This window comes from Sandarakinorhabdus limnophila DSM 17366, from assembly GCF_000420765.1.
Lineage (GTDB): Bacteria > Pseudomonadota > Alphaproteobacteria > Sphingomonadales > Sphingomonadaceae > Sandarakinorhabdus > Sandarakinorhabdus limnophila.
In genome coordinates, this window is sequence record NZ_ATVO01000003.1 from 39,487 (window position 1) to 54,001 (window position 14,515).

Sequence of the window (14,515 nt, forward strand, 5' to 3'; positions counted from 1 at the left end):
CAGGGAACAAACCCGGATTCTGAGGTGGGGAAACAACGTATCAAAACCGAATTCGGCGGGATTGTGGCAAAAAGCCGGTTGCGGGGCCAAGCGGCTTGCGGCTAGAGGAGCACTCCGAGGGTTCGGCGCAGGGTTTGAGGGGGGTCCTCTGCTCGCGGCGTTCCACAGATTTTAGGGAGTGCCAAACCAGCCATGTCTTACATGGACGCACCTGCGATGAGCAAGAATCGGCAGATCGCGCTGGTCTCGGTCGCCATTCTGCACGTCCTGCTCGGCTATGCCATCGTGTCCGGTTTCGCCATTTCGGTGGTGAAGAAGATCGTTGAGCCACTCGAAGCGGTCAACGTGAAGGAAGAAGCACCGCCGCCGGACGAACCGCCGCCGCCGCCGCCAAAGGAAATCGAGATCCCGCCGTACGTGCCGCCGCCCGAAGTTTCGGTCGCGTCGGATGCGCCTACGAACTCGATCACCACGCAGTCGACCGTGGCTCGGCCGGATCCGCCCGTAGTGGCTCCCCCGGCGCCAGCCCCGCCGGCCCCGCCTGCTGTGGCACCGTCGCCGGCAACACCGCGCGGCCGTGGCAACGTCTTCTCGGATGATGATTATCCCAGCGCCAGCCGCGCTGCCGAGGAAGAAGGCGTGACCCGTGTGTCCTATGTGGTGGGCACCGATGGCCGCGTAACCCAGTGCGAGGTCGTGCAGTCTAGCGGCTTCAAGCGTCTTGATGATGCGACCTGCTCCATCATCCAACGTCGTTTCCGTTTCAATCCGGCGACTCGTGACGGGCAGCCGGTGCCGGAACGCAAGACCCAGCCGGTGCGCTGGCGCCTGACCAACTGATCAACTCATCAATCTGGGTCTGGCCTTGGTGCCAGGGTCCCGCAACGATAACCGAGGGAAAAAGACAATGCAGACCGAAGCCGCAGAAAACCCCTATGGCCTGATGGCCGCTCTGGAGCAGGGGGGCATCATCGCCTGGGCCGTGTTTGGCCTCCTGGTGTTCATGTCGCTGTACAGCTGGTTCATCATCATCACCAAATATCTGGACCAGAAGAAGATCATGGCGGAAGCCGTTGAACTGGAAAAGAAGTTCTGGACCGCCAGCGATCTGAAGACCGGTGCCGCGAAGCTCGAAAAGAATTCGCCGTTCCGTCAGATCGTTGATGACGGCCTGCGCGCTTCGGATCACCACGAGGGCCGCCTGACCGACAAGATCGACCAGCACGAGTGGGTGACGATGGCTCTGAACCGTTCGGTCGGCCTGATCAACGGCAAGCTGACCACCGGCTTCTCGTTCCTCGCTTCGGTCGGTTCGACCTCGCCGTTCGTCGGCCTGTTCGGCACCGTCGTCGGCATCTATCGCGCTCTGATCAACATCGGCCTCGCTGGCCAGGCTTCGATCGACAAGGTCGCCGGTCCGGTCGGTGAAGCACTGATTATGACCGCGCTGGGTCTGGCCGTGGCCGTGCCCGCCGTGCTCGGCTACAACTGGCTGATCAGCCGCAACAAGGACATCGCCACCCGCCTGAACAATTTCACGTCTGACGTGCATGGTGCTCTGGTGTCTGGCTCCCGCATCCAGCGTCCGGTTGCTGCTGCTCCGGCTGCCGCTGCTCCTGCCGTCAAGAAGTAATCGGTCTGATCGCCGCATAGGGAGATAGACCGATGGGAATGAGTATCGGCAAGGACACGTCGGACGAAAACGCGCCGATGAACGAGATCAACACGACGCCGCTCGTCGACGTCATGTTGGTGCTGCTCATCATCTTCCTGATCACGGTGCCTGTTGTCATCCAGACCGTGCCGCTCACGCTGCCGACGGTGACCAACGTTCCCACAACCACCAAGCCGGAAAACGTGCTGATATCGGTGGATGGGAACTGCGACACCTACTGGGGCCAGACCCGGGTGGACACGAAGCAGGAACTGCTCGACCGCGGCGTGAAGGCACTGAAGGACGAGATCAAGCGCCAGGAAGCCCTGGGCGGCAAGATCGAACTGCCGGAAGTGCATATCCGTGGCGACAAGGACGTCGCCTATCGTTGCGTTGGTGGGGTTGTCTTCACCATGCAGCGGGCTGGGTTCCTGAAGGTTGGGTTCATCTCCGAACCGGTTCCAGGGTTCGTCACGCGCGATTGATCAGGCAATGATGGTGGTCGGTTCCTCCCCGCAGGGTAACGATCCGGCCCCATCCGATAACGGGAGTTTGGCCTATGGCCATGTCAGTTGGTAAAGAGGGTGGTGACGACAACCCGATGGTGGAAATGAACACGACGCCGTTGATCGACGTCATGCTCGTTCTGCTCATCATGTTCATCATCACCATCCCGGTGCAGACCCACGCTGTGAAGCTGGACCTGCCGCCGCCGAATCCGAACCCGAGCAATGTTGATCCGGTGTTCAACCAGATCGATATCGATTTTCTCGGCAACATCTACTGGAACAAGACCGAAGTCGATATGCCCACGCTGAAGGGGTACCTGAAGCAGGCATCGGCGTTGCCGGAACAGCCGGAGCTGCGCATGCGTCCGGAAGCGGAAGCCAAGTATGTCATCGTCGACCAGGTGATGGCTGCCGCCCAGCAGGCTGGCATCGAAAAGATGGGCTTTGTCGGGAACGAGGCTTACGCGAACTGATCGCAGCGGGGCGCGTGCATAACGCTGAGCGTTATTCACCGCCTCCGCAAAGATCGGCCAGCAGGAAGAAAAGGGCGGCCTCAACAGGCCGCCCTTTTTTTGCCTGTCTGACAGCGTGGCTCCGCCGCCGGCCGCGCCCAATGGGCTGCCGCCTCAGACCGCCCGGCGCCTCGACAAACGAGATATTCAACACCCCGCAATCCCCCCAGTATCGCTGCCTCCCGAACCAGCCTAGCCTCTTCGCAATCAGGAGAGGATCACGACATGGCACGACTTTCAGGCAAGGTGGCTCTGGTTACAGGTGCGGCTTCGGGTTTGGGCGCGGCAACCGCGCGGCGGCTGGCCAAGGATGGCGCGGCGGTATTGTTGACCGATCGTGATCTGGCCGGCGAGGATATTGCTGCCAGCATCACGGCCGCTGGCGGTCAGGCCGCATTCCGCCTGCACGACGTGACCAGCCATCCCGATTGGGCCGCCGCTGTTGAGCATGCCGTTCATGATTTCGGCCGGCTTGATATCCTGGTCAACAATGCCGGTGTGGCCGGCGGCCGTCACGAACTGATGGACCACAGCTATGATGCCTGGCGTCAGATCCTCGCCGTCAATCTCGATGGCGTGTTCCTCGGCTTGCGCCACGCCGGCCCGCGCATTGCCGCGTCAGGCGGTGGCAGCGTGATCAACCTCAGTTCCATCCTCGGCAAGGTCGGGATGGCCGGGGCCGCGGCCTATTGTGCGTCAAAGGGTGGGGTAACGTTGCTCACCAAGGCGGCGGCGTTGGAATGGGCGCCGTTGGGCATCAGGGTGAACAGCGTGCATCCCGGCTTCATCGACACGCCGATGGTGAGCAATGCGCTGGCCGATCGGGAAGATGGCAACGAGATGCGCGTGGCGCTGATGAACGCCCATCCGATCGGCCGCTTTGGCGTGCCGCGCGAGATTGCCGATGCCATCGCTTTCCTTGCCAGCGATGATGCCAGTTTCATCACCGGCGCCGAACTGGTGGTGGACGGCGGCTTTACCGCCCAATAACGCGCCTCAAGCCGCCAACTGGTCGAACTGCAGCCGGGCAAGGCGCGCATAGAGCCCGCCGCCGGCCATCAGGCTGTCGTGCGTGCCCTCGGCGACAATCCGGCCCTTGTCGAGCACAACGATGCGATCGGCATCGCGCACGGTGGCGAGACGGTGGGCAATCACCAGCGTGGTTCGCTGCTTCATAAGCCCGTCGAGCGCTTCCTGCACCAGCTGCTCGCTTTCGGCATCGAGCGCGCTGGTGGCTTCATCGAGCAGCAGGATTGGCGCGTTGCGCAAGATGGCGCGCGCGATGGCCACGCGCTGGCGCTGGCCGCCGGAAAGCCTGGTACCGCTTTCGCCCAGGAAGCTGTGGATGCCTTCGGGCAGGTCTTTCAGGAAGCCATCGGCATGGGCGGCTTCGGCCGCGGCCCACACTTCGGCTTCGGTCGCCTCCGGGCGGCCATAGCGGATATTTTCCAGTGCGCTGGTGGCAAAGATCACCGTTTCCTGGGGGACCACGGCGATGCGTTCGCGGATCTGGTGCGGATCCGCGTCGCGATAGGCAACGCCGTCGATCCGCAACTCGCCGGCTTCCGGATCATAGAAACGCTGCACCAGCTGAAACAGGGTGGACTTGCCTGCGCCCGAGGGGCCGACGACGGCCACCGTTTCGCCAGGCGCCACCTTAAGGGTGAAGCCATTCAGCGCCGGGGCATCGGGTTTGGACGGATAATGGAAATGCACATCCACCAGTTCCAGTTCACCCCGCGATGCGGGCAGGGCGACCGGATCGGCCGGGGCGCGGATCAGCGGCCGCGCGGCGAGCAGTTCCTCCATGCGGCCGGATGCGCCGGCCGCGCGCATGAAATCGCCATACACCTCGGTCAGTGTGCCGAACGCGCCGGCAACAATGGCGGCAGCGAACACGAAGGCGGCGATGGCGCCGCCCGAAAGCCGGCCCGAAATCACGTCGAGCGCGCCTTGCCACAGCACCAGCGTGATCGCGCCGAACACGAGGGTGATTACCAGCGCCGTCATCACCGCACGCAGGCGGATGCGGCGCTTGGCGGTATCGAAGCTGCTTTCCACCGCGGCGCCGAAGCGCTTCGCTTCGCGGCCTTCCTGGGTGAAGGCCTGCACGATACGGATGGCGCCCAGCACTTCGGAAACCATCGTGCCCATATCGGCGACCCGATCCTGGCTGGTGCGGCTGATTTCGCGCACCTTGCGGCCGAGCACGAAGATCGGAACGATGGTGAGTGGGATCACCAGCAGCATCATCAAGGTGAGGCGCGGGCTGACCCAGAACATATAACCAATGCCGCCGATGCCCATCACCGTGTTGCGCAGCGCCAGGCTGGCCGAGGTGCCGACCACCTGTTCGATGATCGCGGTGTCAGACGTGATGCGGCTGGCGATTTCGGCTGGGCGGTTTTCTTCGAAGAACACCGGATCAAGGGTGACGAGGTGGCGCTGCACGGCGGTGCGCAGATCGGCCACCACGCGCTCGCCGATCCACGAGACGAAGAAGAAACGGACGGCCGTCGCCAACCCGAGCAGCAGGACGAGCCCGAGGAAGCCCACGAAGAAGGGCGCGATATCGGTGGGATCACTGCCACGGGCGAAGCCATTGTCCACCACGGTTTTCAGCCCCTGGGGGATGGCCAGCGTGGTCAGCGCGGCGACGCACAGCGCGGCGAGCGCTGCCGATAGCTGCAGCGGATAGGCGCGGGCAAACCGCCACAGCAAGGCGAGGCGGGAAAGCTTGCGCTCGGCGGGCGGGGGCAGTGGCGGTTTGGGCGGTCTGGAAGCCATGCGGGCTGATAGCAGGGCCTTGAGCCGCACTCAATGGCAAGCACCTGCGACAGTTCCGGCGGCTACGGCCGTTACAAAAATGGTGCATTGCAGCAGATTCATTCACCGCGGCGCTCATTTACGGTTTATGCTGCATGTGCGATATGGCAGTGCACCATTTGCGCAGCCGCGCCGGAAGGATGTTTGATGCTGTACACTGCCTTTGAGATGCAGAAAGCCTGGCTGGCGGGGATGGGCCTGGCGGCCCAATCCAGTTCCGATTGGTTGCTCAGCTTTGCCAACCCGGTGGCCTGGTCGCGCACGGCGCCATCGATGGCGCGGGCGTTGGAAGTGTTTGCCCACACCGTGGAAGTGCGCGGCAAGCCGGCATTTGATCTGCATACCACCATCGTTGATGGCGTATCGGTGTCGGTGAGTGAAACCGTGGTGCTGAGGAAGCCCTTTGGCCAGCTCAAGTATTTTCAGCGCGACGTGACCGGAAGGCGTGATCCGCGCATCCTGATTGTGGCGCCAATGTCGGGCCATTATGCCACGCTGCTGCGCGGCACGGTGGAGCGGTTGCTGCCTGATCACGAGGTATACATCACCGATTGGCGCGACGCCCGCTTGGTACCGACCAGTGAAGGCCGCTTCGACCTCAACGACTATGTCGATTATCTGATCGAGTTCCTCGAAGCACTGGGCCCGGATACGCACATGCTGGCGGTGTGCCAGCCGTCGGTACCGGCGCTGGCCGCCGTGGCGCTGATGAACGAGGATGATCATCCCTGCACCCCGCCCAGCCTGACCATGATGGGCGGGCCGGTAGATGTGCGCAAGGCGCCGACATCGGTGAACGATCTGGCCTTCAAACGGCCGTTTGCCTGGTTCGAACAGACGGTGATACAGGACGTGCCGGCCATCTACCCGGGTGCAGGCCGCAAGGTTTATCCCGGCTATCTGCAATTGTCAGGCTTCATGTCGATGAATCTCGCCAACCACATGAAATCGCACTGGGAAATGTTCAAGCATCTGGTGGATGGCGACGAAGAATCCGCCGATGCCAGCAAGGCGTTCTATGACGAATATCGCGCCGTTTGCGACATGACCGCCGAATTCTATCTGCAGACGATCGATCTGGTGTTCCAGCGCCAGGCCCTGGCCACCGGCCAGTTCGAACATCGCGGCCGCATCGCCGATCCGGGCAAGATCACCCGCACGGCGCTGCTGGCCATCGAAGGTGAGCGCGACGATATTTCGGGCATCGGCCAGACACGGGCGGCGCTGGATCTGGCGGTGAACCTGCCCGACGCCAAGAAGCAATATTACATGGCCGTTGGCGCCGGCCATTATGGCATCTTCAACGGCCGCAAGTGGCGCGAAGTGATTGCGCCGGTGATGGAACAGTTCGTGCGCACGCACGATACGCGCGCCGTGGCCCCGGCCCCGCTGCGGGTTGTGTTGCCCAGCCATATCGAATCGGATGTGCCGCCGGGCGTTTAAGTCGCTTGAGATGGAGCTTGCTGGCCGGCTGCCGCTTCAGCCTGCCAGCTGCTCTTCCATCTGCGCCAATTCCAGCCAGCGCAGTTCCGCGGCTTCCAGTGTTTCGCGTAAGGAATCCAGTTCGGTGGTGAGCGCGGCAAAACGCGGCGGGTTCTTCGCGTAGAGATCGGGATCGGCCAGCGCCGTCTCGCGAGCGGCGATATCCTTGCCCAACGCAGCGATGCGGTCAGGCAGTTCGGCCAGTTCGCGGGCGTCCTTGTAACTGAGCTTGCCGGCCTTGCGGGGCGCGCTGGCTGGGGTTGCGGCGCTGATCCGGCCGCCCTTGGTTGCTGCCGCTGCCGGTGCCTGACGTGCCACCCAGTCGCTCCAGCCGCCCACGCTCACTTCGACCTTGCCGGTGCCATCGAGCGCAACAATCATCGTTACCACCCGATCCAGGAAAGCGCGATCGTGGCTGACCAGCACCACGGTGCCGGCATAATCGCCGATCACCTCCTCGATCAGATCGAGCGTTTCCATGTCGAGATCGTTGGTCGGCTCATCGAGCACCATCAGGTTCGATGGCGTGGCGAACTCGCGTGCCAGCAACAGGCGGGACTGTTCGCCGCCTGACAGGGTTTCGGCCGCCGCATCAATCACGCCGGGATCGAACAGATATTCCTTCAGATAGCCGGCGATATGCTTTTTGGAACCGTTCACCTCGATCCACTCGCCGCCATCGGCCAGCACTTCGCGCACGGTGCGGCCTTTCAACCGCTGGCGATGCTGATCGATGATGGTGGGAGCCAGCGCGGCGCTGCGGGTTATGGTGCCGCTGTCGGGTGCGATCTGCCCGAGCAGCAGCTTGATCAGGGTGGATTTGCCGGCACCGTTGGGGCCGACGATGCCGATGCGATCACCCTTGCGGATGCGCAAGGAGAAATCATTGAGGATGGCGCGATCACCGAACGCCAGCGATATGCCCTTGGCGTCGATCAGGATCTTTGAGCCGGGATCGCTGGATTCGGTGGCGATCCGCGCTGATGTCGGCCCACGATCCAGGCTGCGGCGGGTTTCGCGCAGGTCCATCAACTTGGAAAGCCGGCCCATGTTGCGCTTGCGCCGGGCGGTCACGCCGCGCTGCAGCCAATGTTCTTCGGCGCGCAATTTCGTGTCGAGCCGCTGGGCGGTGCGCTCTTCCTCGGCGGCCACCGCTTCGGACCAGGCATCGAACCCACCAAAACCCACTTCGGCGCGGCGCAGCATGCCGCGATCAAGCCACAGGCAATTCTTCGTCAACCGGGTGAGGAAGGCGCGATCATGGCTGATGACGACCAGTGCGCAACGGCTGCGATCAAGCCAGTTTTCCAGCCATTCGATGGCGCCGATATCCAGATGGTTGGTCGGCTCATCCAAGAGCAGCAGGTCGGGCGCTTCGGCCAGCACACGCACCAGCGCGGCGCGGCGACGTTCGCCGCCCGATGCCGTAGCAGCGGGGCGGGCGAGATCGAGCCCGATCTGATCGGCCAGCGCCGCCACTTCGTGCGGTTGCGCGCCGCCGGCCAGCACATAGTCTTCCAGGGCTTCGAAATCGCCCATCGGCGGATCCTGTTCCAGCCGGCCGATCTTCAGCCGGCTGGCGAGGGCGCGCCGGCCCTGATCCGGCTCGATACTGCCGTCGATGATCTTCAGCAGCGTGGATTTGCCGGCGCCGTTGCGGCCGATCAGGGCGACACGGTCGCGTGCATCAAGGGTGAGCGACAGGCCTTGGAACAGCCAACCGGCGCCGTTCTTCAGTCCGATCGATTCAAGAGTGAAAATGGGTTCGGGCCGGGGAGGGGACATGGGGGAGGCAGTGGCCTGTCCCGCAGCGGCTGGCAAGAGGCAGCGGTTGCACTGATGGCGGCGATGCGGCACAAGATCACCAGATGCGGTCGGCCAGAATCCTGTTCATGTTCAGGGCGGGTTCAATCGGCAGCGGGCAGATGGGTGTTGTCGGAACCGGCGCTGAAGCCTGTTCAGCGCGGTTGATAAACGGGATCATGCGTGTGCGTAACCTCTTGTTCTTCTTGTCAGGCTTGGCCCTGTTGGCTGCGGCACCGGCCTTCGCTGGCCCCAACGACGTGCACAACATGGTGCGGGCCGGGGAGATCATGCCGCTGGAACCGATCCAGCGCCGCGTGATGCAGGAAAACCGGGGTGAGTATGTTGGCGTTCAGTTTGATCAGTCCAGCCGCACGTACCGGTTCCGGTTCTTGAAGGATGGCAATCTGATCAATGTTGATGTGGATGCCCGTACTGGCGCCCCCGTTCGGCGCCGGCAGAGTTTTTGAGAACCGCCAGGGAGGCGCGGGCAGCGCCGCCAACCGGACAGGAGCCGGTTTGATCGTGCCAAGCATTTTCGTGGACAGGGGCCAATGCGAATACTGATCGTCGAAGACGAACCCAATCTGCGTCGCCAGCTGAAGAATGCGCTGGAACAGGCAGGCTATGCCGTGGACGCCGCCGGTGATGGCGAGGAGGGCCATTATCTGGGCGCCAACGAAGCCTATGACGCGGTGATCCTCGATCTCGGCCTGCCGGGCCTTGACGGGTTGACTGTGCTTGACCGCTGGCGCCGCGAAGGCCGGGTGATGCCCGTTCTGGTGCTGACCGCGCGCGACAGCTGGTCAGACAAGGTGGCCGGGCTGGATGCCGGCGCCGATGACTATCTGGCCAAGCCCTTCCAGATCGAGGAACTGGTCGCCCGGCTGCGGGCCATCATCCGGCGGGCGGCAGGGCAGGCGACGTCGGAATTGACTGCGGGCGGCGTGCGCCTGGATGGCCGCTCGGGCCGGGTGACGCTGAACGGCGAACCGGTCAAGTTGACCGCGCAGGAATTCAAGGTGCTGTCCTACCTGATGCACCACAAGGGCAAGGTGGTGAGCCGCACCGAACTGATCGAACATATCTATGACCAGGATTTCGATCGCGATTCCAACACGATCGAAGTGTTCATCACCCGCATCCGCAAGAAACTGGGTGCCGATCTGATCATGACCACGCGCGGCCTTGGCTACAGTCTCAACGATCAGCTCTGAGCCGGCAGCGGTGAGCACGCGCCGCTCGTTGCAGCGGCGCATGGTGCTGATCGCTGCGGTGTGGATCACCATGTTGTTGGGTGTGGGCGGTCTGGCACTGGTGCAGGTGCTGGATGATACGCTCACCGCCAGCTTCGACGAGCAGCTGGCCAATAACCTCGATGCGATGATCAATGCGGCCGAGCTGGACGAAGTGGGCGATGTGCGCCTGCTACGTCCGCTGGGCGATCAGCGGTTTGCGGAGCCTTATTCCGGGCTTTACTGGCAGGTATCGGGCGGCGGCCATGCGCCGTTTCCATCGCGCAGCCTGTGGGATCGCCAGCTGACGCTGCCGCCGGGCAATCAGGATTGCCGCACGCCCTGCAAGTTTGAAAGCACGCAGTTCCCCAGCGAGACGCTGCGGGTAATAGCGCGCAGCGTGCGTCTGCCCGGCGCCGCGCAACCCTTCCTGTTCCAGGTGGCCCAGTCCAGCCGCGATCTCGATCGGCAGAAGGCGCGTACCCGCACCGTTGTCGGCTGGAGCTTGGGGGTGCTGGGCATCGGCCTGATTGTCATGGTCGGCCTCCAATCCATCTATGGCCTGGCGCCGCTCCGGCGGGTGTCAAAGGCGATTGCCGCCATCCGTTCCGGCGAGGCGCGGCGGGTTGAAGCGCAATTCCCGGTGGAGGTGGAACCGCTGGTGGCGGAAATCAACGAGTTGCTGGCGCATGGCGAAGCCCAGTCGGAAGCGGCGCGCCGCCATGCCGGCAATCTTGCCCATGCGCTGAAAACGCCGATGAGCGTGCTGATCGGCGAAGCGCGTGGCCGCGATGATCCGCTGGCCCGCACCATCGAAGCCCAGGTGCAGGTGATGCGCCGCCATGTTGATCATCAGCTGGCCCGCGCCCGCGCCGCTGGCCGTCGCGCCGCCTCTACTGCCCGCACGCCCGTGTGGCCGTCGCTGGAAGCCATCGCGCGCACCGTGGGGCGCATCCACCAGGGCAAGGTGCTGATCGATCTGGCCGGCGACCGCGAGGCATCCTTTCGCGGTGAACAGCAGGACCTTGAGGAAATGCTGGGCAATCTGATCGACAATGCCGCCCTGCATGGCGGCGGCCGGGTGTTCATCACCGTGGAGGCCAACGCCGATCAGGTGCGGGTGCTGGTGGAAGATGACGGCAAGGGCATCGCACCCGAGCAGCGCAGCCGGCTGTTCGAGCGCGGCGAGCGGCTGGACACCGATAAGCCGGGCACTGGCCTGGGCCTTGCCATCGTCAAGGATGTCGCCGAACTTTATGGCGGCAGCGTTGCGCTCGACAGTTCGGAGGATTTGGGTGGTCTGTTGGTGACGCTCACCCTGCCGCTTGCCGCCTGAGCCGGCGTCAGGCCCGCGCCGCCTGATGGTGGCGGATCACCTCGTCGATGACGAAGCGCAGGAATTTCTCGGAAAACTCTGGATCCAGATTGGCGCTGGCGGCGAGCGCACGCAGGCGGGCAATCTGCTCGGTCTCGCGGCCGGGATCGGCGGGCGGCAAGCCGGTTTCCGCCTTGTAGCGGCCTACTGACTGGGTGATCTTGAAGCGTTCGGCCAGCATGAACACCAGGGCGGCATCGATATTGTCGATGCTTTCACGATAAGCCTGCAACACCGGATCGCTCACGCTGTGTCCCCCATCTGGCCCGTAATGGCCACATTGTCCTTTTGCGGCACAGCAGCGCGGGGAGCAAGGCCGCGCTTGCACGAGCCGTTACTTGCGTTAAGGAAAACGGCGTGACAGCCACCGTCCATACCCTCCGCCGCGAGCCGTCGATCCAGGCGTTGATGAACCTGACCGCGCCGGGTCTCAACGCTGTAAATCATGTGATCCTCGATCGCATGCAATCGCCAGTGGCGCTGATTCCGGAACTGGCCGGCCACCTGATTGCCGGCGGGGGCAAGCGGCTGCGGCCGATGCTCACCCTGGGCTGCGCCAGCCTGCTGGGGTATGAAGGCACCCGCCATTACAAGCTGGCGGCCGCTGTCGAGTTCATCCACACCGCAACGTTGCTGCATGATGATGTGGTTGATGCGTCAGGGCTTCGGCGCGGCAAGGTCACGGCCAATTCGCTCTATGGCAATCCGGCCAGCGTGCTGGTGGGCGATTTCCTGTTCAGCCGCGCGTTTGAACTCATGGTCGAAGATGGGTCGCTCAGGGTGCTCAAGATCCTTTCGCGTGCATCAGCCGTGATTGCGGAAGGCGAGGTGGCCCAGCTCACCGCCGCGCGCGATGTGACCACCACTGAAGATCGTTACCTCGACATCATCAGTGCCAAGACGGCCGCGTTGTTCGCCGCCGCCTGTCAGATTGCCGGCGTGGTTGCCGAGCGTGATGAAAAGGGCGAGGAGGCACTGGCCAGCTATGGCCGCTATCTCGGCATCGCGTTCCAGCTGGTGGACGACGCCATCGATTATGTGTCGGACGCCGAAACCATGGGCAAGAATGCCGGCGATGATTTCCGCGATGGCAAGATCACCCTGCCGGTGATCCTGGCCTACGCCCGCGGCAACGAGGATGATCGCGAATTCTGGCGCCGTGCCATGACCGGTAGAGCCAATGGTGATGCGGAACTGGCCCGCGCCGGCGAATTGCTGCGCACCACCAACGCCGTGGCCGATACCATGGCCCGCGCCCGCCATTATGGCCAGCGCGCCATCGATGTGCTGGGCAGTTTTGCCAAGGGCCCGGCGCGCGACGCGCTCACCGAAACGGTCGAGTTCGCGATCCACCGCGCCTATTGACCTCAGGCCGATTCGGCCTCGCCTTCCACCAGCTCCAGGTTCCGTTCCGTGATGCCGAGTACGGCAAACTGCGACCGCCATTGCGCCAGGTGCGGCATGGCGAAATGCGCCGCCAGCGCCGCGCGGTCGCGCCAGCGTTCGACAACGTGGATCAGCGCCGGATCAAGCAGGTCCTGCGCATAGGCGTATGCGATGCAGCCCGGTTCGGCGCGGCTGGCAGCCATCATCGCAGACATGGCGGGCAGGGCGCGTGCCAAGCCATCGGCGGGGAGTCTGAAGGTTCCAGTCACCATGATCATGCTTCCCTCTTGCCTGCGGCGGCCGGTCGCGGCAAGGAGGGGCGCATGCACGCCCGCCTCTATCAGCGCCCCAAGCCTGCCACCCAGTCCGGCCGTGCCCACACCGGTGAATGGCTGCTGGAATTCGAACGCGATGATCGCATGCGCGCCGATCCGCTGACCGGCTGGACCGGCAGCGGCTTCACTGCCGGCCAGGTGCAACTGCGCTTTGCCAGCCAGGATGCGGCGTTGGCCTATGCCAAGGCCAATGGGCTTGAGGTGGAGATCCTGCCGTTGGGGCCGCGCCGACTGAAGATCCAGGCTTACGCCGACAATTTCCGCTGATGCGTTCGACCTTCGCCACGGCGACGGTGCGACTCTATCGGCTTGATGACGGCGATCCGGTGGCCGAAACCCTGTTTTATGGCCCGCTTGATGAAGCACTGGCCATCGCTGCCGCCCAGAGCGACGACTTGCAGGCCAGCCTGTGGATCGCCACCGATAACGACGTCGCCCCCTATCTTGATCTGGCGGACGAGTAACGCTGGATTTTCCCGGATTTCCGCTGCATTTGCAGCGCCACGCGCCCGTAGCTCAACTGGATAGAGCACGTGATTTCTACTCTCGGGGTTGCAGGTTCGAGTCCTGCCGGGCGCGCCAACATCATGTTCCCAGCCCCCGTCATCCAGTACAAAGGCGCTGCCACACGGCACGCGGGCCAGCAATAGCCCGCTGTTGGCATTGGTTCGCCGGCCGGTCTGGCAGGTGAAGATCAGGCTGCTGTCCATGCCCATGCCCATGCCAATCATCTGGTTGGTGGCCACTGGTTGCGCGAAAAGACCGGCGCACCGCTGGTGATCGGTGCCCGAATCGGGGACGTGCAGCGCGTGTTTGCGCCGCGCTTTGCCATGGATGATCTGGCCACCGATGGCCGCCAGTTCGACAAGCTGTTGGAGGAAGGGGCGACTCTGCCGCTGGGCAATCTCACCATCCGTGTGCTGCACACGCCAGGACATACGCCGGCTTGTGTAACCTATCTGATCGGCGATGCGGCCTTCGTGGGCGATACGCTGCTCATGCCGGATTATGGCTCGGCGCGCTGCGATTTCCCCGGTGGCGACGCGGCGATGCTGCACGCTTCCATCCAGAAGATCCTGGCGCTGCCGCCGTAAATCCGCATCTTTGTTGGCCACGATTATCTGCCCGCCGGCCGCAGCGACTATGCCTGCGAAACCAATGTGGCCGCGCAGAAGGCCGGCAACATCCACGTGCATGATGGCGTTTCGGCAGACGATTTCATCGCCATGCGCGGTGCCCGCGATGCCACGCTGGCACCGCCGCTGCTGATCCTGCCCAGCCTGCAGGTGAATATCGCTGCCGGTGAACTGCCGCCCGCCGATGCGAAAGGCCGCCGTTTCCTGCGCATGCCGTTGCAGGGGGTTTAAGCGTGGCACTGCAGCCACTGGCCGGCGACTG

The 14,515-nt window shown here is 63.7% G+C and carries 18 protein-coding genes and 1 tRNA gene; 15 read left to right on the forward strand and 4 right to left on the reverse strand.

The window, feature by feature from the left end:
* The first annotated feature begins 216 nt into the window (after positions 1 to 216).
* The 5 genes from G566_RS0100225 (at position 217) to G566_RS0100245 (ending at position 3,665) form a co-directional block, all read left to right on the forward strand.
* Positions 217 to 840 (forward strand): energy transducer TonB, encoded by a 624-nt coding sequence (locus tag G566_RS0100225; RefSeq protein ID WP_051135886.1) that lies wholly within the window; start codon positions 217 to 219, stop codon positions 838 to 840.
* A gap of 67 nt (positions 841 to 907) precedes the next feature.
* On the forward strand, positions 908 to 1,633 hold the full coding sequence (locus G566_RS0100230; protein ID WP_022678672.1) for a MotA/TolQ/ExbB proton channel family protein: 726 nt from the start codon (positions 908 to 910) through the stop codon (positions 1,631 to 1,633).
* Between the two features lie 38 nt (positions 1,634 to 1,671).
* Positions 1,672 to 2,139, forward strand: a complete 468-nt coding sequence (locus G566_RS0100235) for an ExbD/TolR family protein (RefSeq protein ID WP_022678673.1) — start codon at positions 1,672 to 1,674, stop codon at positions 2,137 to 2,139.
* 74 nt (positions 2,140 to 2,213) lie between these two features.
* Positions 2,214 to 2,636: an ExbD/TolR family protein gene (locus G566_RS0100240; RefSeq protein ID WP_029131056.1), complete on the forward strand. Its 423-nt coding sequence runs from the start codon at positions 2,214 to 2,216 to the stop codon at positions 2,634 to 2,636.
* 264 nt (positions 2,637 to 2,900) lie between these two features.
* A complete protein-coding gene (locus tag G566_RS0100245) occupies positions 2,901 to 3,665 on the forward strand; it encodes an SDR family NAD(P)-dependent oxidoreductase (protein WP_022678675.1) in 765 nt (254 codons plus the stop codon).
* 6 nt (positions 3,666 to 3,671) lie between these two features.
* Here the strand turns inward: G566_RS0100245 and G566_RS0100250 are convergent, their stop codons facing one another.
* Entirely contained in the window at positions 3,672 to 5,462 is a 1,791-nt protein-coding gene (locus G566_RS0100250; RefSeq protein ID WP_029131057.1) for an ABC transporter transmembrane domain-containing protein, read from the reverse strand.
* A gap of 186 nt (positions 5,463 to 5,648) precedes the next feature.
* Between G566_RS0100250 and G566_RS12965 the strand changes: the two genes are divergently transcribed.
* On the forward strand, positions 5,649 to 6,944 hold the full coding sequence (locus G566_RS12965; RefSeq protein ID WP_022678677.1) for a polyhydroxyalkanoate depolymerase: 1,296 nt from the start codon (positions 5,649 to 5,651) through the stop codon (positions 6,942 to 6,944).
* Between the two features lie 36 nt (positions 6,945 to 6,980).
* Here the strand turns inward: G566_RS12965 and G566_RS0100260 are convergent, their stop codons facing one another.
* A complete protein-coding gene (locus tag G566_RS0100260; RefSeq protein WP_022678678.1) occupies positions 6,981 to 8,768 on the reverse strand; it encodes an ABC-F family ATP-binding cassette domain-containing protein in 1,788 nt (595 codons plus the stop codon).
* 197 nt (positions 8,769 to 8,965) lie between these two features.
* Between G566_RS0100260 and G566_RS0100265 the strand changes: the two genes are divergently transcribed.
* The 3 genes from G566_RS0100265 (at position 8,966) to G566_RS0100275 (ending at position 11,357) form a co-directional block, all read left to right on the forward strand.
* Complete coding sequence (locus G566_RS0100265) at positions 8,966 to 9,256, forward strand: PepSY domain-containing protein (protein WP_029131058.1); 291 nt, start codon at positions 8,966 to 8,968, stop codon at positions 9,254 to 9,256.
* Positions 9,257 to 9,340: 84 nt separating this feature from the next.
* Positions 9,341 to 10,003 carry a response regulator transcription factor gene (locus tag G566_RS0100270; RefSeq protein ID WP_022678680.1) on the forward strand — a complete coding sequence of 221 codons (663 nt, stop codon included), beginning with the start codon at positions 9,341 to 9,343 and terminating at the stop codon, positions 10,001 to 10,003.
* 10 nt (positions 10,004 to 10,013) lie between these two features.
* A complete protein-coding gene (locus tag G566_RS0100275) occupies positions 10,014 to 11,357 on the forward strand; it encodes a sensor histidine kinase (RefSeq protein WP_022678681.1) in 1,344 nt (447 codons plus the stop codon).
* Between the two features lie 7 nt (positions 11,358 to 11,364).
* Here the strand turns inward: G566_RS0100275 and G566_RS0100280 are convergent, their stop codons facing one another.
* On the reverse strand, positions 11,365 to 11,643 hold the full coding sequence (locus G566_RS0100280) for a chorismate mutase (protein WP_022678682.1): 279 nt from the start codon (positions 11,641 to 11,643) through the stop codon (positions 11,365 to 11,367).
* Positions 11,644 to 11,753: 110 nt separating this feature from the next.
* Here G566_RS0100280 and G566_RS0100285 point away from each other — a divergent pair, with 110 nt between their 5' ends.
* A complete protein-coding gene (locus tag G566_RS0100285) occupies positions 11,754 to 12,761 on the forward strand; it encodes a polyprenyl synthetase family protein (RefSeq protein WP_022678683.1) in 1,008 nt (335 codons plus the stop codon).
* A 2-nt stretch (positions 12,762 to 12,763) separates the two neighbouring features.
* On the opposite strand, the gene G566_RS0100290 is transcribed toward G566_RS0100285, so the two are convergent.
* Entirely contained in the window at positions 12,764 to 13,060 is a 297-nt protein-coding gene (locus G566_RS0100290; RefSeq protein ID WP_022678684.1) for a putative quinol monooxygenase, read from the reverse strand.
* A 45-nt stretch (positions 13,061 to 13,105) separates the two neighbouring features.
* Here G566_RS0100290 and G566_RS0100295 point away from each other — a divergent pair, with 45 nt between their 5' ends.
* From G566_RS0100295 to G566_RS15630, 5 genes are all read left to right on the forward strand, one after another.
* Positions 13,106 to 13,384 carry an NADH dehydrogenase ubiquinone Fe-S protein 4 gene (locus G566_RS0100295; protein WP_022678685.1) on the forward strand — a complete coding sequence of 93 codons (279 nt, stop codon included), beginning with the start codon at positions 13,106 to 13,108 and terminating at the stop codon, positions 13,382 to 13,384.
* Positions 13,384 to 13,581, forward strand: a complete 198-nt coding sequence (locus tag G566_RS0100300; protein WP_022678686.1) for a hypothetical protein — start codon at positions 13,384 to 13,386, stop codon at positions 13,579 to 13,581. The genes G566_RS0100295 and G566_RS0100300 overlap by 1 nt, the downstream gene beginning before the upstream one ends.
* A 41-nt stretch (positions 13,582 to 13,622) precedes the next feature.
* Positions 13,623 to 13,699: transfer RNA gene (locus G566_RS0100305), tRNA-Arg, on the forward strand.
* Positions 13,700 to 13,797: 98 nt separating this feature from the next.
* A complete protein-coding gene (locus tag G566_RS15625; RefSeq protein WP_272868121.1) occupies positions 13,798 to 14,211 on the forward strand; it encodes an MBL fold metallo-hydrolase in 414 nt (137 codons plus the stop codon).
* Between the two features lie 66 nt (positions 14,212 to 14,277).
* Positions 14,278 to 14,484: a hypothetical protein gene (locus G566_RS15630; protein WP_051135889.1), complete on the forward strand. Its 207-nt coding sequence runs from the start codon at positions 14,278 to 14,280 to the stop codon at positions 14,482 to 14,484.
* The last annotated feature ends 31 nt before the right edge of the window (positions 14,485 to 14,515 follow it).